14 protein-coding genes and 1 tRNA gene are annotated in these 22,121 nt (G+C 61.2%); 5 read left to right on the top strand and 10 right to left on the bottom strand.

Features of this window, described 5'->3' with window-relative positions; translation table 11 throughout:
• Positions 1 to 17: 17 nt before the first annotated feature.
• Together pbpC and V9T28_RS04630 are read right to left on the bottom strand one after the other, a co-directional pair.
• Positions 18 to 2,072, bottom strand: a complete 2,055-nt coding sequence (pbpC, locus tag V9T28_RS04635; RefSeq protein ID WP_245424108.1) for a penicillin-binding protein 1C — start codon at positions 2,070 to 2,072, stop codon at positions 18 to 20.
• Between the two features lie 50 nt (positions 2,073 to 2,122).
• Positions 2,123 to 7,375: an alpha-2-macroglobulin family protein gene (locus tag V9T28_RS04630; RefSeq protein WP_116401067.1), complete on the bottom strand. Its 5,253-nt coding sequence runs from the start codon at positions 7,373 to 7,375 to the stop codon at positions 2,123 to 2,125.
• A gap of 167 nt (positions 7,376 to 7,542) precedes the next feature.
• Between V9T28_RS04630 and V9T28_RS04625 the strand changes: the two genes are divergently transcribed.
• Positions 7,543 to 8,934, top strand: coding sequence for a peptidoglycan-binding protein (locus tag V9T28_RS04625; protein WP_116401066.1), 1,392 nt, complete (start codon positions 7,543 to 7,545; stop codon positions 8,932 to 8,934).
• A gap of 47 nt (positions 8,935 to 8,981) precedes the next feature.
• Here the strand turns inward: V9T28_RS04625 and V9T28_RS04620 are convergent, their stop codons facing one another.
• Complete coding sequence (locus tag V9T28_RS04620; protein ID WP_116401065.1) at positions 8,982 to 9,713, bottom strand: SDR family oxidoreductase; 732 nt, start codon at positions 9,711 to 9,713, stop codon at positions 8,982 to 8,984.
• A 125-nt stretch (positions 9,714 to 9,838) separates the two neighbouring features.
• On the opposite strand from V9T28_RS04620, the gene V9T28_RS04615 reads away from it, so the two are divergent.
• Complete coding sequence (locus tag V9T28_RS04615; RefSeq protein WP_116401064.1) at positions 9,839 to 10,393, top strand: TetR/AcrR family transcriptional regulator; 555 nt, start codon at positions 9,839 to 9,841, stop codon at positions 10,391 to 10,393.
• Between the two features lie 28 nt (positions 10,394 to 10,421).
• On the opposite strand, the gene V9T28_RS04610 is transcribed toward V9T28_RS04615, so the two are convergent.
• Both V9T28_RS04610 and V9T28_RS04605 read right to left on the bottom strand, forming a co-directional pair.
• Positions 10,422 to 13,547 carry an efflux RND transporter permease subunit gene (locus V9T28_RS04610; RefSeq protein WP_116401063.1) on the bottom strand — a complete coding sequence of 1,042 codons (3,126 nt, stop codon included), beginning with the start codon at positions 13,545 to 13,547 and terminating at the stop codon, positions 10,422 to 10,424.
• Entirely contained in the window at positions 13,544 to 14,581 is a 1,038-nt protein-coding gene (locus V9T28_RS04605) for an efflux RND transporter periplasmic adaptor subunit (RefSeq protein WP_199500142.1), read from the bottom strand. Before V9T28_RS04605 ends, V9T28_RS04610 begins: the two co-directional genes overlap by 4 nt.
• A gap of 327 nt (positions 14,582 to 14,908) precedes the next feature.
• On the opposite strand from V9T28_RS04605, the gene V9T28_RS04600 reads away from it, so the two are divergent.
• Positions 14,909 to 14,985 (top strand) — tRNA-Arg (locus tag V9T28_RS04600).
• Positions 14,986 to 15,368: 383 nt separating this feature from the next.
• Here the strand turns inward: V9T28_RS04600 and V9T28_RS04595 are convergent.
• The 5 genes from V9T28_RS04595 to V9T28_RS04575 form a co-directional block, all read right to left on the bottom strand.
• On the bottom strand, positions 15,369 to 15,821 hold the full coding sequence (locus tag V9T28_RS04595; protein WP_147306443.1) for a hypothetical protein: 453 nt from the start codon (positions 15,819 to 15,821) through the stop codon (positions 15,369 to 15,371).
• A gap of 401 nt (positions 15,822 to 16,222) precedes the next feature.
• The gene (locus tag V9T28_RS04590) at positions 16,223 to 16,537 is read right to left on the bottom strand and encodes a hypothetical protein (RefSeq protein WP_147306442.1); all 315 of its coding nucleotides are present in this window, start codon (positions 16,535 to 16,537) and stop codon (positions 16,223 to 16,225) included.
• An 80-nt stretch (positions 16,538 to 16,617) separates the two neighbouring features.
• Positions 16,618 to 16,899, bottom strand: a complete 282-nt coding sequence (locus tag V9T28_RS04585; protein WP_116401060.1) for a hypothetical protein — start codon at positions 16,897 to 16,899, stop codon at positions 16,618 to 16,620.
• A gap of 337 nt (positions 16,900 to 17,236) precedes the next feature.
• Positions 17,237 to 18,958 carry an L-arabinonate dehydratase gene (araD, locus tag V9T28_RS04580; protein ID WP_116401059.1) on the bottom strand — a complete coding sequence of 574 codons (1,722 nt, stop codon included), beginning with the start codon at positions 18,956 to 18,958 and terminating at the stop codon, positions 17,237 to 17,239.
• Between the two features lie 149 nt (positions 18,959 to 19,107).
• Positions 19,108 to 19,785, bottom strand: a complete 678-nt coding sequence (locus V9T28_RS04575; protein ID WP_116401058.1) for a flavin reductase family protein — start codon at positions 19,783 to 19,785, stop codon at positions 19,108 to 19,110.
• A 152-nt stretch (positions 19,786 to 19,937) separates the two neighbouring features.
• Here V9T28_RS04575 and V9T28_RS04570 point away from each other — a divergent pair, with 152 nt between their 5' ends.
• Together V9T28_RS04570 and V9T28_RS04565 are read left to right on the top strand one after the other, a co-directional pair.
• Positions 19,938 to 20,972 carry a LacI family DNA-binding transcriptional regulator gene (locus V9T28_RS04570; RefSeq protein ID WP_116401057.1) on the top strand — a complete coding sequence of 345 codons (1,035 nt, stop codon included), beginning with the start codon at positions 19,938 to 19,940 and terminating at the stop codon, positions 20,970 to 20,972.
• Positions 20,973 to 21,113: 141 nt separating this feature from the next.
• The gene (locus V9T28_RS04565; RefSeq protein ID WP_116401056.1) at positions 21,114 to 22,106 is read left to right on the top strand and encodes a substrate-binding domain-containing protein; all 993 of its coding nucleotides are present in this window, start codon (positions 21,114 to 21,116) and stop codon (positions 22,104 to 22,106) included.
• The last annotated feature ends 15 nt before the right edge of the window (positions 22,107 to 22,121 follow it).

The raw sequence follows: 22,121 nt of genomic DNA, 5'->3' as shown, positions 1-22,121 counted from the left end.
CTTGCCAACACACCGGCTCATTGCATTCGAATGGTGACGCTGTCGGTTGCGCCCGTCGCATCCATCACCATGATCGTCGTAAAGCCGCGCCCTTCCGGCGTGAAACTCGCCTCTCGGCGCAAATCGGCGATCTGCAGCGGCTTGCCGTCGATGAGCCAGGTCAGCGGCACGACGCCGCCTTCGGCTTTCAGCACCAGTTGATCGAAGGCTTCGCCCGACGACGCGAGATCGAGCCGCGCACCATCCGGCGGAAAGGCGATCTTGAGGCCGGTGTTGGCCATGACCGGAGTATTGCGCGAAACCTCGTTGTGCAGGCGGCGCAGCGGCGGCGGCAATTGGGCATTCGTGGCGATCAGCGCATTCTTCGGTTGCGGGAACGGTGCATAATCAACGCCGACGCGGGCGAAACCGTCGAACAGGATGGGCGCGGCCGAGACGCGGCCCGCGAGTCCGGACACTGCGGCGCCGTCGGCGCGACCGACCCACACCGCCAGCGTATGTTTGCGGTCGTAACCGATCGCCCAAGCATCGCGATAGCCGTAGGACGTGCCGGTCTTATAGGAGAGATAGCCGCCCTGCGCGTTGGTGGGCGGCGGCGCGCCGCGCAGGATGTCCGTGACATACCAGGTCGCCACCGGATCGAGGAATGGCCGCGGTGTGCGCTCGGTCGGATCGTTGAGGCGCATGGTGAGCGGAATTTCATTACCGCCGCGCGCCAGGCCCACATAGAGCCGCGCCACATCCTGCAACGAGATGCCGAGGCCGCCGATCGCGACGGAGAGGCCGGGCACGGAATCCTTCGGCAATTCGACCGTCGCGCCGGCAAGCCGCAACCGCGCCAGGAAATTGTCCGGTCCGACATGCGAGAGCACATCGATCGCCGGAATATTGAGCGACATTTGCAGGGCCTGCCGCGCCGTCACCGTGCCCTGGAACGTGCGGTCGAAATTCTCCGGTGCGTAAAGCCCGAAACGTGAGGGACGATCCTCCAAAATCGTCTCGGGATGGGCGATACCTTGCTCGAAGCTCAAGCCATAGATGAACGGCTTCAGTGCCGAGCCGGGCGACCGGATCGCTTTGGTCAGATCGATCGATCCCGCCCGATCCTTGGAAAAATAATCGGCGCCGCCCACCGAAGCGAGAATCTCGCCACTGGCATTGTCGACGAGAACCATGGCAACAGAAATATTAGGGCCGAGCGCCTGCGCGCGTTCCTGCGCCAGCTTTTCCAGGCTCGTCTGCGGTGCGAAATCGAGCGTCAGACGATGGACCGGCTCATTCGGCGTTTGCGCCACAATCGCATCTGCCACCTGCGGCGCGACGGCCGGAAAGATCTTACGCTCGACCGGCACCGGTTCCTGCACGGCCTGCCGCAAATCCTCGTGCGGGAAAAGCGATACGGCCATGGCGTGTTTTAGAACGCGGTCGCGCGTCGTTTTGGCGATGTTGGCGAAACGGTCGGGCCGCCGTCCCTCGGGCGATTGCGGCAAGGTGACGAGCAGCGCGGCTTCGCCCAGCGACAGGTGTTTCGGTTCGCGGCCGAAATAGGCAAGGCTCGCGGCGCGGACGCCTTCGATATTGCCGCCGAACGGCGCCAGCGCGAGATACATGTTGAGGATCTCGGTCTTGCTATAATGCCGCTCGAGATCGATGGCCCGCGCCATCTGTCGGAGCTTGGCGCCGAGCGAGCGCTCCGAGCGCGGCTCGATCAGGCGCGCGACCTGCATCGTCAGGGTCGAGCCGCCGGACACGATGCGGCCATGGGTCAGCAATTGTCCCGCCGCGCGCAGCAGCGCCAACGGATCGACGCCGTGATGGGAAAAGAAACGCTGATCCTCGTAAGCGAACAGCAATTTGAGATAATGCTCGTCGACATCCTTGGCATCGACCGGCAACCGCCAGCGCCCATCCGGCGTGATGAAAGGACGCAGGAGCTGGCCGTTGCGGTCGAGCACGACGGGCGAGCGGGCATTGGCCGCGCTCATATCGACCGGCGGCAACGTGACAACATAATAGGCCGCGCCCGCCACGATCGCGGCGGCGAAGACGAGAAGGCCGAGGACGCTTCCCAAGAGGAGGAAGCGCCATCGTCTCCACAGGCGCGGCCTTGTGCTTCCCGGCATTATTTTGCTGCCGATATTTCAACCTGATCGAATGCCGAGCGGGCGAACCGCTCGGGCCGGTACATGTCCTCGATCGTCGCGCCCGGATGCACGTATTTGCCGGGCGAGACTGCACGCACGATATAGGCCACCGAATAGACCGCGGTATTGTCGGGCTCGCGATTGAAGGCCGCCACGAAACGGTCGTCGCGATATTCCGAATTGACTGGCTCGATCGCCTGTTTCAACCAATCGGCATCCGGCAAAACCGAATCCGCGACGAGGCTCGGATTGTCGATCTCGAGCCCCGCGGCCAGCGGATCAACCAGCAGCAGCCGGCCGAAATGCGACTCCTTTTCCGTCACGCGCAGGGAGATGATGTAGCGCTCGTTCTGCTTGAGTTGCGAGGGCTCGACCACATCGCCGTTCATCGCATGAATCGTGCGCTCGACCTTGAAGCCCTGCTCGACCGCCGGTTCCGGAGCAACCGGAACGCCGGAGACCGCCAGCACGAGCCGCGCAGGATCGGCGCCCTGATTGGTCACGACGACCGGCTTGTCCTGCAATTTCGCTTCGGTGAAATTGCGATAGAAGACGCCTTTCTTCGCATCGCCGTCCACGCTCGTGTCAAGCGTGTTGGCGTCCTTGCTGAGCGCCTGCGCGGCAATCACCATCCAATTCTGCTCTTGGGTGGTGGTGTAATGGTAGCGCGAATTGTCGCGCGCCGAATCGAGAATGGAGCTCACCCGCACGACGTCGGTATGCGCGCCGCCGCTTTCGGCCAGCAACGCGAGAATGCCGGCGGCATCGCGCACCTTCGAGCCGTAATCGTAGCGCGAATAGCCGTCATCCTTCTCGGCATCGAGCGCCTGGATCGCGGTCGCAAACGCCTTCGTCGAACGCCCCTTGTCGCCGAGCAGGGCGAGTCCGGCGGCAAGTTCGGCCTTGGCCAGCGGCGAAGCGAAATCGTCGAGCTTCGTGTCGGCCATATAGCGCAAATCGCCGATGATCGGCCGGCCGTTACGCGCCAGCACATAGGTTGCGTAAGCGATGCCCGCCGACTCTTCCGGCTTGATGCTGGAGACGTTGACAACCGAATTGCGCAAATGGTCGAGCGCATTTTCGAGCCCCCGGTTCGGCACGGCGAAGTTCTTTTCCTTCGCACGCGTCAAGAAATCGGCGGCAAAAGCGTCGAGCCACACATCCTCGCCGCCCACGCCCCACAGGCCGAACGTGCCATTGGCATCCTCGCGCGCCAGAACCCGATCGAGCGCGCCGCGCACCCGGTCGTCTGCACCGGCGTCAAGCCTGAACTGCTCCTGCGCCTCCAACCGGTTGACATAGAGCAGCGGCATGGCGCGGCTCACGGTCTGCTCGGTACAGCCATAGGGATAGCGGTCGAGTTGCAGCAGCAGGTTCGGCACGTCGATCGACGTATAGGGCAGCGTCACCGACAGCGACAAAGTGCCGGAATCCGGCAGCAGATTGCTGAACAAAGCATCCGACAAGGTGACACTGCCGCCGGGATTGAGCGACTGAATTTGCCGGTTGACCAACATGTGGTTCGTGCTCTCGACCTTCAGCACCATGGTCTGGCCGAGATCGACGGCCCCGCCGGTCAGATGCAAGTCGAATGTCGCGGTACCGAGCCCAGCAGCCGTGACCGGAATCGTCACGGCGGACTTTTGTCCCTTGCCAAGATGGATCGTGCGATGCAGCGTGTCCACCGGCACCGTCACGGGGCCCTTCACATCGACATCGAGCACATAATCGCCGTCCGGCGCATCGACATTGTCGATGGCGATGTGGAAGCGCGACTGATCGCCGAGGCTCAGGAAGCGCGGCAATGTGCCTTGCAGCACGATGGGATCATGGATGATCACATCGGTCTCGGTCTGTCCGACGCGCGTCTGGCTATACGCAACTCCGACGACGCGCACCTTGCCGTTGAACGCCGGAATATCGAAGCTCACATGGGCCGTGCCGTCGCTACCGACCTTTACCGGCCCGGAATAGCGCGCCAGAGGCTCGAAGATCGGCGGCGGTCCCTGCGTCGTCGGCGCGTTGTTGTCACCACCGAAATGAATCGCGCCGCGCGTGCCCTGCATGCCATCGATCAGATAGCCATAAAGGTCGCGCAGCTCCAGCGCCAGCTGCCGTTGACCGAAGAAGTAGCCGCTGACATCCGGCGTTTGGTAGCGCGTGAGGTTGAGAATCCCGACATCGACCGCCGAGACGACGACATAGGCCTCTTCGCCCGGGTTGAGCCCGTCGAGCTTGACCGGAATGTCGAGCGTGCCGCGCGGCTTGATCGTCTGCGGCGGCGTCAGGGCAACGTTCAGCGCATGATTGTTATGCTCGATCGCAAACCATGCGACGCCGATCGCGCGGCCGGGCGCACGCTGTGCCGCCGTGTCGAGCGGCCGATGCGCCAGCGCGACCACGTAAGCGCCGGCACCCCATTCCGGCTTGACGGTCAACGACGCCTCGCCGCCGCTCGCCGGCACGTCCACCTCCTGCAGCATCTGCAATTTGTCGGAGATCACGGCAAGATCGACCTTGACGCCGAAATGCGGCCGCATCTTCACCGTCACCGTATCGCCCGCCGTATACGAGGGCTTGTCGAGCCGCATGTCGAGCACGTCGGGCGTATTGGCCGTGACGTCCCCGCCCCAACCGACATAGAAGGTCGAGCTGCTCTGCGCGCCCTGCACGCCTTCGGCAACAAGATCGAGACGGTATTCGCCAAGCTGCACGGGCGCCGAGATTTTGGCGACCGCCGTGTCGCTCATATCCACCGTGCCCGTCGCGACGGTGCGGTTGATTTTCACCGCTTCGAAATTCCAATGGCCGTTCTTGAAGAACCATTGATAATTGTTATCGATGCGCGACAGCGTCCAGCGCACACCGGGGCGCGCGATGCGCTTGCCGGACGAATCGACCATGACCGTCTCGAATGCCGCCTGCGAGCCTTCGGTCAGATCGTCCGGCCCGAACAGCGGCTTGATGCCGATCAGGCTGCCCTTCGGCACGATCGGCACTTTGACCTCGCGGGTAATCGCGCGGCCGCCGCTCTCGCTCACGCTGACGCCGATTGTGGCCTGCAGCGGCCGCAACGCTTCGGTCTCCTGCAGCGGCACGGAAATTTCAGCATTGCCGTTTTCGTCGGTCGTGCCGTTTTCGTCCATCTGGCCCGTCACCGTTTCGAATGCCGTGTCGGTGAGCCCGACCTTGTAGCCCTTCAGCGCCGGCACGGCGATTTCATCAGCCGCCTCGATCCGGTAATCAGCGGACACGTCGAGGTCCGACCCCGCGGTGCCATAGAGGTAATGCGCCGAGACTTTGATCGTCGCCGGCTCGCCCGGATGGACGTAATCGGCCGTGCTCTTCAGCGTGAGATCGAGCCGCTCGGGCACATAATCCTCAACGAGAAACGACGTCGAACCGATCGCCGGTCGTTTTGGATCGGAATAGACATTCACGTGCCAGGTGCCGGATTGCGAGCTATTGATCAGCGGCACCGACAGGACATGGCCGCCAAGGCCGGAATCCTGAATGACCGAGCGGCGATATTCGACGCCGTCAGGCCGCGTCACGACGAACGTCAGCGGCAAGCCGGCAACCGCATTACCGGCGGCATCGCGCAGAAGGCTTGTGACATAGACCGTCTCGCCCGAGCGGTAGACACCGCGCTCGGTATAGGCAAACGCGTCGAGCGGCCCCGGCGCGACACGCCCCTTGACGCCGCGATCGGTGAGATCGAATGCCGTCTGCGAGAGATCGAGAAAGCCGTAATCGCCCTTGCCGTCGCTCACGTTGAGCATGGCCGGTGCGTTACCATCCTTGCCGCGCGCGAGCCCGGCATCGAAATCGACTTCGCCCTTGGCATCCGAGGTTTTCGTGTCGAGAATCTCGTTGTCCTTGGCGAGCAGCTTCACCTCAATGCCGCCCATTGGCTCGGCGGTGGCGAGCGAGCGCACGAGCACATGCACGCCGTCATCGCCGGTGAAAGCAGTGAGGCCGATGTCGGAGACGACGAACCACTGGGTCGTGCGCGTCTCGTAATCGACTTCCTCGTCGTCGCTATTCTGCTTCTTGGCGCCCGTCACATCCGCGAACATCACATAGACGCCCGGCTTCATTTGCGGGATGGCTTCGGTCACGGGAAAGTCAGTCGTCACGTCCTGGTTCAGGTCGCTTTTCGTCGCCATCGTGCCGGACCAGATTTTTTCGCCCTTCTCCTTGGCGATCGTATCCGCCGATGAACCCGACAATTGTTCGAGAAAATCATCGGAGTGAACCGTGGGCAGCAAGCTGCGGTCGCCGATGCGATAGACCTGCAGATCGACGCTGGTCGTATTCACGCTAACGACCGGCAAGCCCTGCTGACCGGTCTTCGGCAAGACGTAGTTGCGGCCGGTGAATCGCACGGACGGCGAACGGTCGCGCACGTATATTTCATAATCCGCTGATTTCAGCAGCGCTTCGCCGACATCGGACGGCAGACCTTGCCGAATGACGATCGCGTAGCGCTCGCCATGTTTCAGGCCGTTCACGCACAGCTGCGTGTCCTCGGCCGAAACCGAGGTGCCGCCCTGCGTCGAACTCACGGCAACGAAGGACGAAAAATCCGGCGTCGCCCGCGAGAGGGTTTCCGAAAATTGGAAACAGACTTTCGGCGCCGCCGCGTCGGAATCGACGGTATAATCCTTGATCTGGAAGCCGTATTTCTCGCGTAGGTCCTCATAGGTGCTTTGAACGCCCGAATCCGCGTTCAGATCCAGGCTGGCGCGATAGGCATTGAGGCTCGCGCGCCAGGATTGCGCCTGGGCATAGGCGCTGCCAAGGAGCGCCAGCGCCGAGGCCTTGTCCGGGCTGGTCTTGCTCTGCTCATAGGCGCCATAGGCCGCCTGCTCCGCAAGCTCCTGCAAATCGTATTTCGTGCTGTAATTGTTGGGATCGATCGATCCTTGGGCCGCTTGTGAAAGCAGCCGCCAGGCAAGCGCGTCGCGGCCATTGGCGGTCACCGCACTTTTCGCCGCGGCGAGCGCTTTCTCATAGTCTTTCCCGCTCAGCGCCATCTGCGCTTGCGAATCATAAGGTCCCGACGGCTGGCCGACGAGAGAGGGCTTGTCTTTATGCAGCTTCTCGCCGAGGCGCAGCACTTGGCCGGATAGATCTTCGTCGAGATAGGGCTTGGTCTGGGCCACGGCCGGCACGGCGACGAGCAACAGTCCCAGCAACAAGAAGAGAGTTCGGATCGGCCGGATCATATGCGCCTCGCAAAAGGAATCCTGAAGACGACAATTTGCCATGGCAAGGACGCCACAACAATCGGCCATGCGGACGAATTGCTTTTTCACGATGAATAGCTGCTCTACTTTAAATCCGCGTGACAAACGCAGCGGCATGGGCAAAATCCCGGCACGGAGATGCACGGATGAAACTCGCGAACGGACTAGCCTTCACCCTTCTGCTTCTCCTGAGCGCCGGCCCTGTTGCAGCGCAAAAGCCGCCGCCTGGACCAGCCGCCGCCAAACCCGTCGATCCCGTGGAAAGCGCCGCACAGGCCGCGTTCGAAGCGCTTCCGGAAGCAGAACGGCGGGCGATTCAGAACGATCTCGTCTGGGTCACGGATTATTACGGCGCCTCACTCGGCACCTTCGGCAAGCTCACCTACAATGCGCTCGTCGCCTTTCAAAAGCAGATCGGCGGCCGGCAGGACGGGATTTTGGACCCGCAACAGCGCCAGCAAATGGCGACATTGGCGCAGAGGAACCGCGCCGCCATCGGCTTTAAAGTCGTGACCGATCCGGTCACGGGCTCAGGAATCGGGATTGCCGCCAGTCTGGGCCTGGTCCAGGAAAAAACCGTGCAAGGCACCAAATGGAGCAAGGGCGCCGATTTCATACTGGAAACTGTGAAAACCACTCCCGACCATGCAGATATGGCCGCGACCTTCGATCGTTTCGTCAATGCCGCCGCACCGGGCCGCAAAGTCACCTATAAATTGCTGCGGCCGGATTTCTTCGTCGTGACGGGCGATAGCGGCACGCAAAAATTCTACACCCGCTTTGCGCCGACCCAGGACGGTTTGCGCGGCTATACGGTGACGTACAATCCCAAGTGGATCCCGAACATCGACCAGTTGGTGATCGCCATCGCCAACACATTCGAGCCGATCGCCGCCGGTGCGGCGCCCGCTGCCACCCCCAAGACGGCGCCGACCGCCGGCACCGGAACGGCGACACCTTCGGCGCTCGCTCCGCCGCCGGCGGCCCCCAAGACGGCAAGCGTCCTGCTGCTCGGCGGCGGTTACGCCCTGGCGCCTTCGGGGGCCTTGGACGGCTGCCGCACCCCTTCGGTCAACGGCAAACCGGCGCAGGTCGTTGGGAGTGACGCCGGCAGCGGCGCGGCTCTGCTCAAAGTCGAGAGCGCCGATGCCCCCGCCCCAACCCTGGCGCAAGGCGACACCGGCGCCGATGCCGTGGCCTTCGGGTTCAGCGGCGGCCATTTGCAGGCGGCGCCCGGCACGTTGCGCGGCGACGGCAAAACCTTCACCGCTTCGGCGCAACCCGGCATGTGGGGCAGTCTGATTTTATCGCCCACCGGGCAAGTCCGCGGCCTCTTGGCGGACGACCCGACGGCCAAGCCGCATCTCGGCGGCGTCGTGCTGGCGAGTTCCTATCGCGTCATCGCCGCCGACCAGATCGCGGCCGCGGCAGCGGGCCATCTGGCCGCCGGCAGCGACGGCAATACGGCGGCGCGTACCACCGGCGAACTTGCGCAAATTGCGGCCAAGATGGTCGCGCCGCTCACGTGCGGCCCATGACCGGCGTCGGCGCGAAGATCGGCCCCCACGTCGGCTGGACGTGCGCCTTACGCTTCGCGTACCAGCGCCGTGTCCAGAATGCGCCCGTCATTGGCCCATAATTGGCCGACATGCTTGGCGATCTGATCGGGGAAGATATAGGTCTCGCCGGCCTTTATACCCGCAACGATTTCCTGCGCCACGGATTCGGGACTTGCTTTTTCAGCCTGAATATCGCGCGCCAGTTCCGTCTCGACCGGCCCCGGATAAATCCCGAGCACTTGCACGTTCGATGCTTTCAATTGCGTCCGGAGCGCCTGGGTCTGCGAGTGCAAGGCCGCCTTTGAGGCCGAATAGCCCGACAGGCTCGGCGCCGAGGTCAGGCCCACCACGCTGATCACATTGGCGATAAGTCCGCCGCCTTTGGCGACGATCGCCGGCGCGAAGGCCCGGGTGACGCGCAAGGTGCCAACATAATTCGTATTGATATCCGCCCCGAGGACCTCTTCGGAACTGTCGAGGAAATGCGACAGGACCGCCGTCCCGGCATTGTTGATCAGCACATCGACATCGGCCGCAACGGCGCGTGCCTTGGTCACCGATTGCGGGTCGGTAATGTCCAATTGCAGCGGCACAACGCGCGGATCGTTGAACTGCGGCAAACCATCCGGGTTACGGGCGCCGGCATAGATTTTTTTGACCTTGAATTTCAGCAATTCACGCACGGTCGCGGCGCCGATCCCGCGCGTCGCGCCCGTGACCAGGACGACCCGATTGTCCAAATGGAATGCTTGCGACATCACCAGCTCCTCTTCACAAAGTAAACCGATCTGTTTACATTGAATTGAGGTAAACCGATCTGTGTACATTGTCAAGGGGGGCGTGTTATAATCCTCGAAGAGATAATACCGGAGGTGCACAACCAATGACCAATCCATCGAAAAAGACCGTGATCGTCGAAAAGGCCTTTGACGCCTTTTACAGCGGCGGCTTTCACGCCACCGGGGTCGATGCGCTGGCGGACGATGCCGGCGTGTCAAAGCGTACGCTGTACAAATATTTTCCCACCAAGGAGCATTTGATCGAGGCGGTGCTGGACCATTACGGCGCCACGGTCCGGACCTATCTGATCGACGCGGCCGCGGAACGCTCGGATGACCCGCGCGCGCAGATCATGGCGCTGTTCGATATCCGGCGGGACCTGATGTTGCAGCAACAATTCCGCGGCTGTCTCGCGCAGCAGGCCGCGCAGGAGTACCGCGACAGGCACGTCGGCATCGAGCAAGTGGGCGAGGCAACGGTCCATTATTTCGAGGCGCATTTCATTGCCCTGTGCCGGCAGGCCAAGCTGAAGGAGCCGGCGCATCTCGGCAAGCATCTGCATCTGATTTTCCAAGGTGCAGTCGCGGCATCGCAAATGCGCCGCGATGTCACCGCCTTTACGACGGCAAAAAGCATCGTCAGGTCGCTCGTCGCCTAAAGGCTGAAAAACTCAGCGCGTCCGACGCTCAGCTTTTGCTCGACAGACCGTGTCCTGCTTCCCGCGTCGGCGCTGGCCGGCTCATGAGCGGTAGCCATTTGCCCCGCCTTCGCTCCAATTTGCTCAAATAGAGATAGATCACCGGCGTGGTGTAGAGGGTCAGAAACTGCGACAACAATAATCCGCCGACGATGGCGATCCCCAAGGGGCGGCGCAATTCGGAGCCGGCACCGGTGCCGAGCGCCAACGGCAAGGCGCCGAGCAAAGCGGCCATCGTGGTCATCATGATGGGCCGGAACCGCAACAGGCAGGCTTCATAGATCGCCTCGCGCGGGCTCAGCCCTTGGTGACGTTCGCGCTCGAGCGCAAAATCGATCATCATGATCGCGTTCTTTTTGACGATGCCGACGAGGAGGATGACGCCGATCAACGCGATCAAAGAAAAATCATAGCCAAGAAGCATCAGCGCCAGCAGCGCGCCGACGCCGGCTGACGGCAAGGTCGAGAGGATCGTGATCGGATGAATGAAGCTCTCGTACAACATGCCAAGAACAATATAGACCGCGAGCACCGCAGCGGCGATGAGATAGGGCTGGTTGCCGAGCGAGTTTTCAAAAACCTTGGCGGAGCCCTGATAGCGCGCGGTCAGCGCCGCCGGCTTGGCGATCGTCAATTCCATATTGTGAATGGCGTCAACCGCGTCGCCGAGCGAATGGCCCGGCGCCAGATTGAACGACAAGGTGACGGAGGGAAATTGGTCCTGATGGTTGATCGTCAGGGGTGCCACCGACGTCTCATATTTGACCAGCATCGACAGAGGCACCATTTGCGCGCTCAGGCCTGAGCGGACATAGAGCCGATCGAGCGCGGAACTGTCGCCCTGGAAACTCGGGTCGACCTCCAGAACGACATGATGCTGATCGAGCTGGCTGAAGATCGTCGCGACCTGGCGCTGGCCGAAGGCATCGTAGAGCGTGTCGTCCACCACCTGCGGCGTGATGCCAAAACGGCCGAGCCGGTTGCGATCGACCTGCAGCGTCATGCGCGGCGCACTCGGCTGCAAATCGGCGGTCACATCCTGCAACTGCGGCAGCTTTTTCATGCGTTCCAGAATCTGTGGCGCCCAGACGAAGAGCTCGTCGATATTCGGATCCTGCAACGTATATTGATATTGCGTCTTCGAGACCTTGGCGCCGATCTGCACGTCCTGGCGCGGCACGAGGAAAAGACCGAGGCCCATAACGCTCTGCGCCTTCTTGCGCAATCGGCCAATCACCTGCTGGACGCTCGCGGTGCGCTGGTCGAACGGCGTGAGGCTGATCATGATGCGGCCGGAATTCACGGTGGGATTGGCGCCGATCCAGCCGTAGACCGTTTCCACATCCGGATCCTTGGCGATCAATTGCATCATATCCTTTTGCCGGTCGGACATCGCCTGGAAGGAAATATCCTGCGCCGCCTCGGTGCTCGCAATAATGGTGCCGCCATCCTGTTGCGGAAAGAAGCCCTTGGGAACGATGCGATAGAGATAGACGGTGCCCGCAATGGTCGCGAGCAGGCACAGCATCACCAAAGCATGATGCCGCAACGACGCACGCAACGTCACGTCATACACGCGCAGGCTGGCCGTGAAGATCGCCTCCAGGGCGCGGCCAATCCATCCCTCCTTCGGCTTGCCGGCGTGGAGGAACTGGCCGCACATCATCGGCGTCAAGGTGAGCGAGACCAGGCCCGACATCAGAATGGCGATGCTGGCGCTCACGGCAAATTCGTGGAACAGCCGGCCGATCAGGCCGCCCATCAACAGCAGCGGAATGAACACGGCAATCAGCGACAGCGTCATCGAAACGATGGTGAACCCGATTTCCGCCGAGCCCTTCAGTGCGGCCTGCACCGGCGTCTCGCCCGCCTCGATATGCCGAACGATGTTTTCGACCATCACGATGGCATCGTCGATGATGAACCCGACCGAAATGGTCAGCGCCATCAGCGACACATTGTCGATCGTATAGCCGGCCAGATACATCACGGTGCAGGTCGCGAGCAGCGAGACCGGAATGGTGATGCTCGGGATCACCGTGGCACTCAAATGGCGCAGGAATAGAAACACCACCAGCACGACGAGCGCGATGCTGACGGCCATGGTGAATTGCACGTCGTTCACCGCTGCGTGAATGACCTGCGTGCGGTCGCCCAGAAGCTCAAGCTTTACCGACGGCGGCAGGTTGCGCTGCAGATCGGGCAGCGTGTCCTTGACCCGTTGCACCGTCGCATTGATGTTGTAGCCCGGCTGCTTGTGCACGTCGATGACTATGGCCCGCCGTCCCCTGAGCCAGGCCGCCTGACGAATGTCCTCTACGCTGTCGACGGCCGTGCCGATATCGCGGATGCGCACCGGCGCGCCTTCGCGATAGGCGATGATCGTATCCTTGAACGCCGCCGCTTCGAACAATTGGTCGGTCGTGTCGAGCGTCAGGGCCTGCTTCAGTCCGTCGAGCGTCCCTTTCGGCGCATTCACTGTGGCGCTGGCCAGGGCGCCGCGCACATCCTCCAGACTTAAGCCCAGCGAAGCCAGGGCCGCGGGATTGATTTGCACCCGCACCGCCGGCTTCTGCTCGCCATGGAAATCGACGAGGCCCACGCCCGGCAGCCGCGAAAGCTGGCGCGCCAGATAGGTCTCGACATAATCGTCGACCTTGGCGATCGGCAAATCGTCCGACCAGACCGCGATGGAGACCAATTGCGCGTCGGCGGGATTGACCTTTTCATAGGTCGGGGCCGCCGGCATGCTTTTGGGCAAGTCCCCGCCCGCCGCATTGAGCGCGGTCTGCACGTCCTGCGCGGCGGAATCGACACTGCGGTCGAGGTCAAATTCCACTTGAATCGACGTGTGCCCCAGCGACGAACTCGACGAAATGGAATTGATGCCCGAGATGAAGGCCAATTGCCGCTCGATCGGCGTCGCGACGGATGTCGCCATCGTATCGGCATTGGCGCCCGGCAGATCGGCCGTGATCTGGATGGTCGGAATATCCACTTGCGGCACGCCGGCAATCGGCAGCAGGAAATACGCGACGACCCCGAGCAGCGTAATCCCGAAGATCAGCAATGTCGTGGCGATGGGCCGCGTGATGAAGGGGGCCGAGATATTCATTGCGTCGCAGCCGACTCGGACAGAATCCGCACATGGACGCCCGGCTGCAGCCGATATTGGCCATCGGTCACGACCTCATCGCCCGCCTCAAGCCCCTTCGCGACGACCGCAACGTCGGGCGTCGAAAAATCGACCGTGACGGGCTTTTTTGCCACCGTATGATCCTTGCCCACGACATAGACGTAAAGATCCGCCGGACCGCGCTGAATCGCCGTGAGCGGCACGACGAGCGCATCGTGCCGCGTCTGGGCCAAGAGCTGGACCGACACGAATTGGCCGGGCCAGAGCGCCTCGTCATGATTGTCGAAGGTCGCCTTGCAATGAATCGTGCCCGACGTCACGTTGATCTGATTGTCGATCAACGTGAGGCGGCCCGTGGCGAGCGGATGATCGTTGCGGTCGCGCGCGGTCACGGTAAGCCCCTCCGCCATGCGGCCACGGATGAGCGGCAGCGCGTCGGCGGCAAGGTCGAAGGCGACGGTGATCGGCTGCAATTGATTGACGGTCACGATCCCGCTGCCGCTGCCGGCGCGAACGATATTGCCGACATCGATCGCGCGCGCGCCGGTCCGCCCGTCGATGGGCGATCGGATCGTCGTGTAGGCGAGTTGCACTTCGGCGGCCTCGATCGCGGCGGCATCGCCGGCCCGGGCCGCCTCGAATTGCCGAACCTGCGCCTTGGACGTGTCGAGTTGCTGCGTCGTGCCCGCGCCGGTCGTGGCCAGACGCTGGGCGCGGTCGAGGTCACGATTGGCGTTGTCCAACAGCGCCTCGTCCTTCAGCTTGTTCGCCTTGGCCTGGGCCAGCGCCGCGGCATAGGGCGCGGGATCGATTTCCACCAGCACATCGCCGGCATGCACATCCTGCCCCTCGGTAAAGTCGATTCTGACGATCTGCCCATCGACCCGCGAGGTGATGACGACGCTGTTGTACGCCTGCACTGTCCCGAGGCCGGTCAAATAGACCGGCACATCGGACCGGCTCGCGGCCGCCGCCATCACGGGGATCTCCGCCTCCTGGCTCTCGGCCAGCACAGCACCGGCGCATATACACAAGAGGGCCGGCAGAACGAGACACCCAAACAATCGACGGCCGCACATATTGATCCCTTGCCACGCCCCGCAACGGTCCCGAAAGGTTAGCAGCCGCCCAAAAATAGGCAAGGAAGAAAGCCGAATTTGCAAATCGGAGCAAATCACTATGCAATTTTTGCCGCAACGTCGTGGCGCCCGAAATGACGCTTGTGCAACCGGTCCCAAGACAGGCCGGGAGGCGAACGGGCGATGATACCCCGCCTGGGGGCCGCAATCTGCGGCAGCGGGGGTTTCCTCCGGCTCAACCTATGCTAAACAGACCTCGACGTCCCGGTAGCTCAGCAGGATAGAGCAACGGTTTCCTAAACCGTAGGTCAGGGGTTCGAATCCCTTCCGGGACGCCACGCTTCACTTGTCCGACCTTGAGACATAGGTAACAGTTTGTACCTAAGACATGGGTGACAACCTCGAGCCGACACGCGTTCGTCATGGCGCACTAAATTGCTCGGCAGGCAGAACGTGACCACCTCGTACATCGCCATATCTGCGCCCGCTATCCCCTCTGGCCGACCCCAAGATGCTCGGCTGATCTAGACGCTCAGCCGAGGCAAGGCATCCCGTGCAGCGGCGTAGGCTGAGGCTTCGATGCTGGACATTGACCCGCCTCTGACGTCAGCGGCCCCCTCGCATTCCCCGGAACGTAACGCGCACAATCGCGCCTAGCGCACCCGCGACGTCCTCGCCCGCACGCGGTATGGCGAGGAGGGAGAAGCGGGCCGCTGGGCTCTTAGATGCCGCTTCGAATCTTTTCGCCAATTTTATCGGGGTGAGCATCAAGGGTCCCGCAAATGAAATCAGTCAGATAGCCTTGGTCGTCCTTGCTAAGATAGCGCCCCACCGACACCAATATTATCCCGAACAAGATCATGAATGGTGGTATAAAAATAGTCGAAACAGGATCACCCGAAATAGGGAGGGAAGAAAATGCTTTCAAATATAAGCAAACAACTGCAAAAGCTTCGCCTCCAATCAGTCCGCCAAACCATAGAAACAAAAAGATTCTGACAAAGGAATGCATTGCGAAAGTACATAAGATATGAGTCTGCCCATTCTGTTTGACTAGCCTAGCCGTCAATATTGTTTGAAACGAATTGCAATGGCCGAAGCCGTTCCTCTTGCAGGCTTTGAGCTTTGTCCCTTTGATACGTCCAATGACCGATCTGCGACCACCAGCGGTCATGAAGCCGTCCATGGATAGTTGCAAGAGCCGCTGGCATTCCGAAAGGGCAAGGGGTGATGTCAGTGTAAGGGCGTGACGCTTAAATAGCGGGTTCATGGGTCAAGCGTCGCCGATGCACTTGTGAAAGAACTCTCTGCGCGGCTTTGAATTCACGTCCTTCAGGGTATTGGGATATTCAGAGTTGGTCATCGGAACGTAATGGGTCGGCCAAGCCTTCCTGGCCTTCAAATTGTACGCCCGTTTGAGCGGTGTGTCATACCTGTACTCGTGCGCCCAAGCCGAGCATGAGCACAGAGCGATGACGCATATTGGCAATAGGAACTGTGGAAACTTCATTCATTAGCCTCTCTTACAGTGTCGCCCCGGCTCATGCCCGTGAAGGTGCGTTTTTCCCGACCGGCTTAATGGTTCATCATGAGGATGTAGACAATAGGCCGATTGTCGCGGACGAGGGCCACGCCTTCGTGACCCCACAACGGCGCTCTAAATCGGCTTTGGCACAACCAGAGGCTGTCACCGTCCCTCATCTCATTGAAAATTGGGGAAAGGCCGTTTTTAAGAGCTTCCAAATCTCGAAAATGTTGCAGGAGATGTTCTGGCAAAGCTCCAAAAAGTCGTAACAGCCAATCTGAAAGCTGCTGCAACGTGACCTCTTGAACCATCTCAATATCGGTTGGCTCTCGCCTCACGTCTTTTGGTGAAAACATGTCCGGCATCAAAATTGGCCCTCGCTACCGCAGCTAGGAAGACGTATCAAAATCGACCCAACAAGCGACTCTACCCCAGTGCCCCGCTATCAAGGCACAGGGTTGATAATCGGCGGCATCGGAAATGTTTTATTTTTCTGCTCACTGAAAGGGTAATTCCACTCCAAGAGGGCTTCGCCAGCTTCAGTCCAGCGACCCATTATGCGCCCTTCGCACGTCTCGTCCATGTACCCATACTCCGAAAGCGCACCGATAGCATGTTCGGCTGCTGACATGGCACCACTATCAATCACGCCATCGTGGTGTTGATATACGTACTGCCGAACCATCGATGCCAAAGCACCCAGGGCGCGTTTCTCGCGGTCTTCCATCGCTGTCCTCAATCGGCTTCCAGGCGTCACAAAGCTCGCGATTAAAGCTAGAGTCTCGCGCCTGACTTTTGCAACAACGACAAGGGTTGCCCCTGCTCTTCGAGCTTTTGCGGTGGAAACGTCGGGTATGGTCTTGCACCGCTTCGCCGTTCTGCTACGTTACACATAAGTAAATGCCGAAAACGCTAAGCAAAATCAATATACTAAAGAGATCGCCTGTCACGTCCCTTCCGGGACGCCACGACCACTGCGTCCGACCTTGAGACATAGGTAACAGTTTGTATGTCCGGCTCGGCGCGATAGACACCATCCCTATTCGCGCGCGACATCCCCCAACTCAATGAATCTCCGGCTCAGGAATCCCCTGCGCGCCTTCCAGATAGTCGAAATCGCACCCCTCATGGGCCTGCCGGATGTGCTGGACGAACATGCGGTAATAGCCGCGTGGGTAGTTGCGGGGCGGCGGGGTCCAGGCGGCGATGCGTTGCTTGATCTCCTCGTCGGAGACATGGAGATGGATCGAGCGCTTCGAAACATCGACCGTGATCAGGTCGCCGGTGCGCACCGCCGCGAGCGGGCCGCCGATAGCCGATTCCGGCGAAACATGCAGGATGCAGGCGCCATAGCTCGTGCCCGACATGCGGGCGTCCGAGATGCGCAGCATGTCGCGCACGCCCTGTTTGAGCAGCTTTTTCGGCAGCGGCAGCATGCCCCATTCGGGCATGCCGGGACCGCCGATCGGGCCGGCATTGCGCAACACCATGATATGATCGGGCGTGACATCGAGATCGAGGTCGTTCACGGCCTTCGTCATTTCGTCGTAACTGTCGAAGACGAGAGCGGGGCCGGTATGGTTGAGCAGCCGCGGCTCGGCGGCCGGCGGCTTGATCACGCAGCCGTCGGGCGCGATATTGCCATAGAGGATGGCGGTGCCGCCCAAAGCGGCGATCGGCTTGTCGAGCGGCCGGATGACGTCGTCGTTATAGACCTCTGCGCCCTCCAACCCCTGCCCCAGCGTTCCCGCCACCGTGACGGCGTCGAGATGGAGCAGGTGTTCGAGCCGTTTCAGCAGGCCACGGACACCGCCGGCGATGAAGAAATCCTCCATCAGCCATGCGCCGGACGGCCGCAGATTGCAGATGACCGGTACTTTCTGGGCATAATCGTCGAAATCGGTGAGCTTGATGGCAACGCCGCCGCGGCGCGCCATGGCGACGAGATGGATCATGGCATTGGTCGAGCCCGCGAGCGCATTGTGGATGACGAGCGCATTCTCGACCGAACGGCGGTCCATGATGTCGGAGGGTTTCAAATCCTCCCACACCATTTCAACGATGCGCTTGCCGCAGTGCGCCGCCATGCGCGCATGGGCCGCATCGCCGGCAGGGATCGAGGAGGCACCGGGCAGCGCGAAGCCCAGCACTTCTGCGATGGCGGTCATGGTGGAGGCCGTGCCCATGGTCATGCAGGTGCCGGCCGAGCGGGCGATCCCCGCCTCCATGTCGTTCCACTGCGCCTCGCTGATCGTGCCGGCTTCCTTCTCGGCGTAGAATTTCCAAACGTCCGAGCCGGAGCCCAAGATCTTGCCGCCGGAATGGCCGCGCATCATCGGTCCGGCCGGCATGAAGATCATGGGCAGGTTCATCGAGATGCCGCCCATGATGGTTCCGGGCGTGGTCTTGTCGCAACCGCCCATCAGCACGACGCCGTCCACCGGATGGGAACGGATCAGTTCTTCGACCTCCAGCGCCAGGAGATTGCGGTAGAGCATCGCGCTCGGCTTGACATATTGCTCGGAGAGCGAGAGCGCCGGCAGTTCCACCGGAAAGGCGCCCGCCTGCCACACGCCGCGCTTGATACCCTCGACCCGCTCGGGAAAATGGGTGTGGCACTGGGCGAAACCGCTCCAGGTATTGATGATGCCGATGACGGGCTTGCGCATGAAATCGTCGAGCGTATAGCCCATCTGCATCATGCGCGAGCGATGCCCGAAACTGCGTAAGTCCGTCGGCCCAAACCAGCGCTGGCTGCGCAGTTCCTCGAGTTTCTTAACCGACATGGCGTCTCCTCTCATCGGGCCTTTATAGAGCGAACAGCAACAACGAACGGCGAGATCGTCTTACGGGGTGCCATTCGCGCCGTGCATGCGGTAACCGGGCCGGGCGAGCAAAGGGCTGCCACAGGGCATAGTTCATTCTGAACGATTGGCTAGAGCCGATCGACATGGCCAGGCCGCTGGTTCTTGTGCAGGGCCCACTCGTCCTTCGTCATCGTTTTGATTTCGAACTGATCGCGCGTTCGCGCGTAACTATAGCCGCCCATGCGCCCCACCGCATCCATCAGGTTCTGGTCGACATAAAACTTTGACGCATCCACCGCGTCGCTCCGAATGAAGACGCCGAGGACTTCGCCGAGAATGATTTCGCGGGCAGGCCCGACTTGCAGGGTCGTATGCCGGCGGCATTCGAGAGCGGCCGGCGCCGCCAGGATACGGGGGCTGCGCACCATCTGTCCCGCTGTCGTGGCAAGCCCGGCTTCGGCGAGTTCGTCGATCTCGGGACCGAACTTGATGGCGCACACCTCCATATGTTCGACGAGCGCATTATCGACGATATGCACGGTGAACTCGCCCGTTTCGCGGATATTGCGTGCCGTATCTTTGAAGCTCATGTCGGCATGATTCTCGACGCCGATCGCGACGATGGCGGGATCGTGGGTCAGGACATTGAAAAAGCTGAAGGGGCCGGCATTGGCCCGCCCGGCCCTGCTCACGGTCGTCACCAAGGCGATCGGACGCGGGATGACCGTGCCGATCAACAGCTTGTAGCGCTCGCGTTCGGAGAGCTTCGCAAAATCGAAATGCGTGTGTGAAATATCGCCGCTCATGTCAGGCCCCTTCCGCGCCGTCAAACGTTGTAAACGATCTGTAAGCCACAAACAAAATTGGCGCGCGTCATATTCCATTCTTGCACTTCCGAGCACGATGCTGTAAAACGATTTTCAGTAAATCGTTTTACGTTGGCGTTTGGCTTGATTAAATGAGCGAAAAAATCATATCTATCATGGATGTAGCGAAACTGGCGCGGGTCTCCCCGGCGACGGTTTCGAATACGCTGACAGGTCGCAAGCCGGTGAGCGAAAAGCTCGCCAAGCGGGTTCGGGAGGCCGCGCGGACGCTGGATTACCGCGTCGACCCCCTCGCCTCCCAGCTCCGGACCGGCGAAGCGAGAATCATCGCCGTCGTGGTGCCGGACCTGGACAATCCCTTTTTCACGTCCGTCGTGTCGTCGATCGAGCAATGCCTGGTCGCGGAAAATTACGAAGTCATCGTTGCGAGCGCGCAAGGACGGGTGGAAACAGAGACGTCGCGTCTGAAAGCCATCCTCGCCTGGCGTCCGGCGGGGGTCATCGTGCTTCCTTGCACGGATGAATTTCCGGGCCGTGAGCTGCTCGAAAACGCGGGCACGCCTTATGTCGTCGCGGACCGTGGCGGCGATAGCCTGCCCGCTGACACAGTGTCGATTGACAACATTGCCGCCGGCGCCGCCGCTGTGCGCCATCTGGTCGAACTCGGACACACGAACATTCTGATCGCCGCGACTTTGCTCGAGCTCGCGAACATCCGGCAGCGATGCGCGGGCGCGCGGGACGCGATGCGCCAATATGGCCTGCCCGATCCAGCGGTCGTCGAATTGGGTCTAACCAGCGACGAAGCGTGCAAGCGCCTGACGGCCTGGTTCCGGGACAGCGCAACGCCGACGGCCGTTGTCGCCCTCACCAATTTCACAACCCTGGGCGTGCTCACGACCATCGCGGAACAGGGCTGGCGCGTCGCGGAGCAGATCTCCCTGATCGGCTTCGACGATTATGCCTGGATGAGCGCGCGGACGACGCCGATCACGGCCATTCGTCAACCGGTGCGTGAAATGGGCCGCGCGATTTGGGATCTGCTCAGCGCGCGCATTCGCGGCGATCTCGCGCCGCCCAAACATGTCGAACTTCCGTGCGAGCTCATCATTCGCGCTTCGACACGGGATGTTCGTCATCCTGCCGCGCCCATGAACGGACCTTAAAAGGCCGCCCGGCTCGAACGCTCAATCGGCACATAAAAGATGCATACCAAGGAGGACAATGATCGCGACGTAACGACAACAAAATTCATTCCGCACGCATCCACAAAAACATCTCGATGACCAAAATGAAGGGAGGATATCATGACGTTCAAAACCATTAGGCACGCCTTGTTGGCAGGCGCGTTTTCACTCGCATTCGCCCATGCCGTTCAGGCTTCGCCGGATCATCCGGTGATCGGTATCGTCGTCAAAATCGGCGGCATTCCTTGGTTCAATGCCATGGAAGCCGGCATCAAGAAGAAGAGCGCCGAACTCGGCGTCAAAGCGACCATGATCGGCCCAACCAGCGCCGACCCCGCGCTGCAGGTTCGTGCGATCGAAGATCTCATCGCCCAGAAGGTCGACGTGATCGGCGTCGTCCCCAATGACGCCGAAGTGTTGGAGCCGGTGCTGGAGCGCGCCCGTGCGGCCGGCATCAAAGTCATCACCCATGAATCGCCGAAACAGAAAAACGCCGACTACGACTTCGAACTCGCGTCGGCAAAAGGTTTTGGTGAGGCCTATGGCAAGCGGCTGGTCGAAGCGCTCGGCGGCAAAGGCGAATATGCGGTCTACGTCGGTTCACTGACGGTGCCGCTCCATAACGCCTGGGCCGATGCGGCCATCGCCTATATCAAGGCGCACGCGCCCGACATGAAACAGGTCGGCGACCGTTACGGCGTTGCGGAGAATGTCGATCAATCGCGCAGCACCGCGCTCGATCTGATGCGCGCCAATCCCGATCTCAAAGCCTTCCTCGCTTTCGGCAGCCAAGGCCCGATCGGTGCCGCGCGCGCCGTCGTGGAAAAACACGAGGAAGGTAAGATCCTGGTGATGGGGCCGTTCTCGCCGGGGCAAGGCAAGAAGCTGGTGCATGATGGCGTGCTCACCGGCGGCTATATGTGGAACCCGGAATTGGCCGGCGAAGTCTTCGTCACCCTCGGGACCATGGTCGCAAAGGGCGACAAGGTGAGCGACGGAACCGACATTCCCGGTTTGGGCGTCGTTCATCCCGACGGTCACAACCTGATCGTGAATGAGCTCGTCGACATCAACAAAGACACGATCGACGACCTCGCGAAGATGGGCCTCTGAGCCCTCACGTCCTCA

It is taken from the genome of Methylovirgula sp. 4M-Z18, from assembly GCF_037890675.1.
GTDB lineage: Bacteria > Pseudomonadota > Alphaproteobacteria > Rhizobiales > Beijerinckiaceae > 4M-Z18.
The sequence above is the reverse complement of the archived record's forward strand: the minus strand, read 5'-3'. Positions and strand labels throughout refer to the sequence as shown.

Coding starts and splice junctions, on each gene's coding strand:
- V9T28_RS04585 (WP_116401060.1), bottom strand. CDS start 16,899: ATGGAAGACCGCGAGAAACGCGCCCTGGGTGCTTTGGCATCGATGGTT.
- V9T28_RS04575 (WP_116401058.1), bottom strand. CDS start 19,785: ATGAGCGGCGATATTTCACACACGCATTTCGATTTTGCGAAGCTCTCC.
- V9T28_RS04615 (WP_116401064.1), top strand. CDS start 9,839: ATGACCAATCCATCGAAAAAGACCGTGATCGTCGAAAAGGCCTTTGAC.
- V9T28_RS04625 (WP_116401066.1), top strand. CDS start 7,543: ATGAAACTCGCGAACGGACTAGCCTTCACCCTTCTGCTTCTCCTGAGC.
- V9T28_RS04620 (WP_116401065.1), bottom strand. CDS start 9,713: ATGTCGCAAGCATTCCATTTGGACAATCGGGTCGTCCTGGTCACGGGC.
- V9T28_RS04630 (WP_116401067.1), bottom strand. CDS start 7,375: ATGATCCGGCCGATCCGAACTCTCTTCTTGTTGCTGGGACTGTTGCTC.
- V9T28_RS04570 (WP_116401057.1), top strand. CDS start 19,938: ATGAGCGAAAAAATCATATCTATCATGGATGTAGCGAAACTGGCGCGG.
- V9T28_RS04590 (WP_147306442.1), bottom strand. CDS start 16,537: ATGCCGGACATGTTTTCACCAAAAGACGTGAGGCGAGAGCCAACCGAT.
- araD (WP_116401059.1), bottom strand. CDS start 18,958: ATGTCGGTTAAGAAACTCGAGGAACTGCGCAGCCAGCGCTGGTTTGGG.
- V9T28_RS04595 (WP_147306443.1), bottom strand. CDS start 15,821: ATGACCGCTGGTGGTCGCAGATCGGTCATTGGACGTATCAAAGGGACA.
- V9T28_RS04565 (WP_116401056.1), top strand. CDS start 21,114: ATGACGTTCAAAACCATTAGGCACGCCTTGTTGGCAGGCGCGTTTTCA.
- V9T28_RS04610 (WP_116401063.1), bottom strand. CDS start 13,547: ATGAATATCTCGGCCCCCTTCATCACGCGGCCCATCGCCACGACATTG.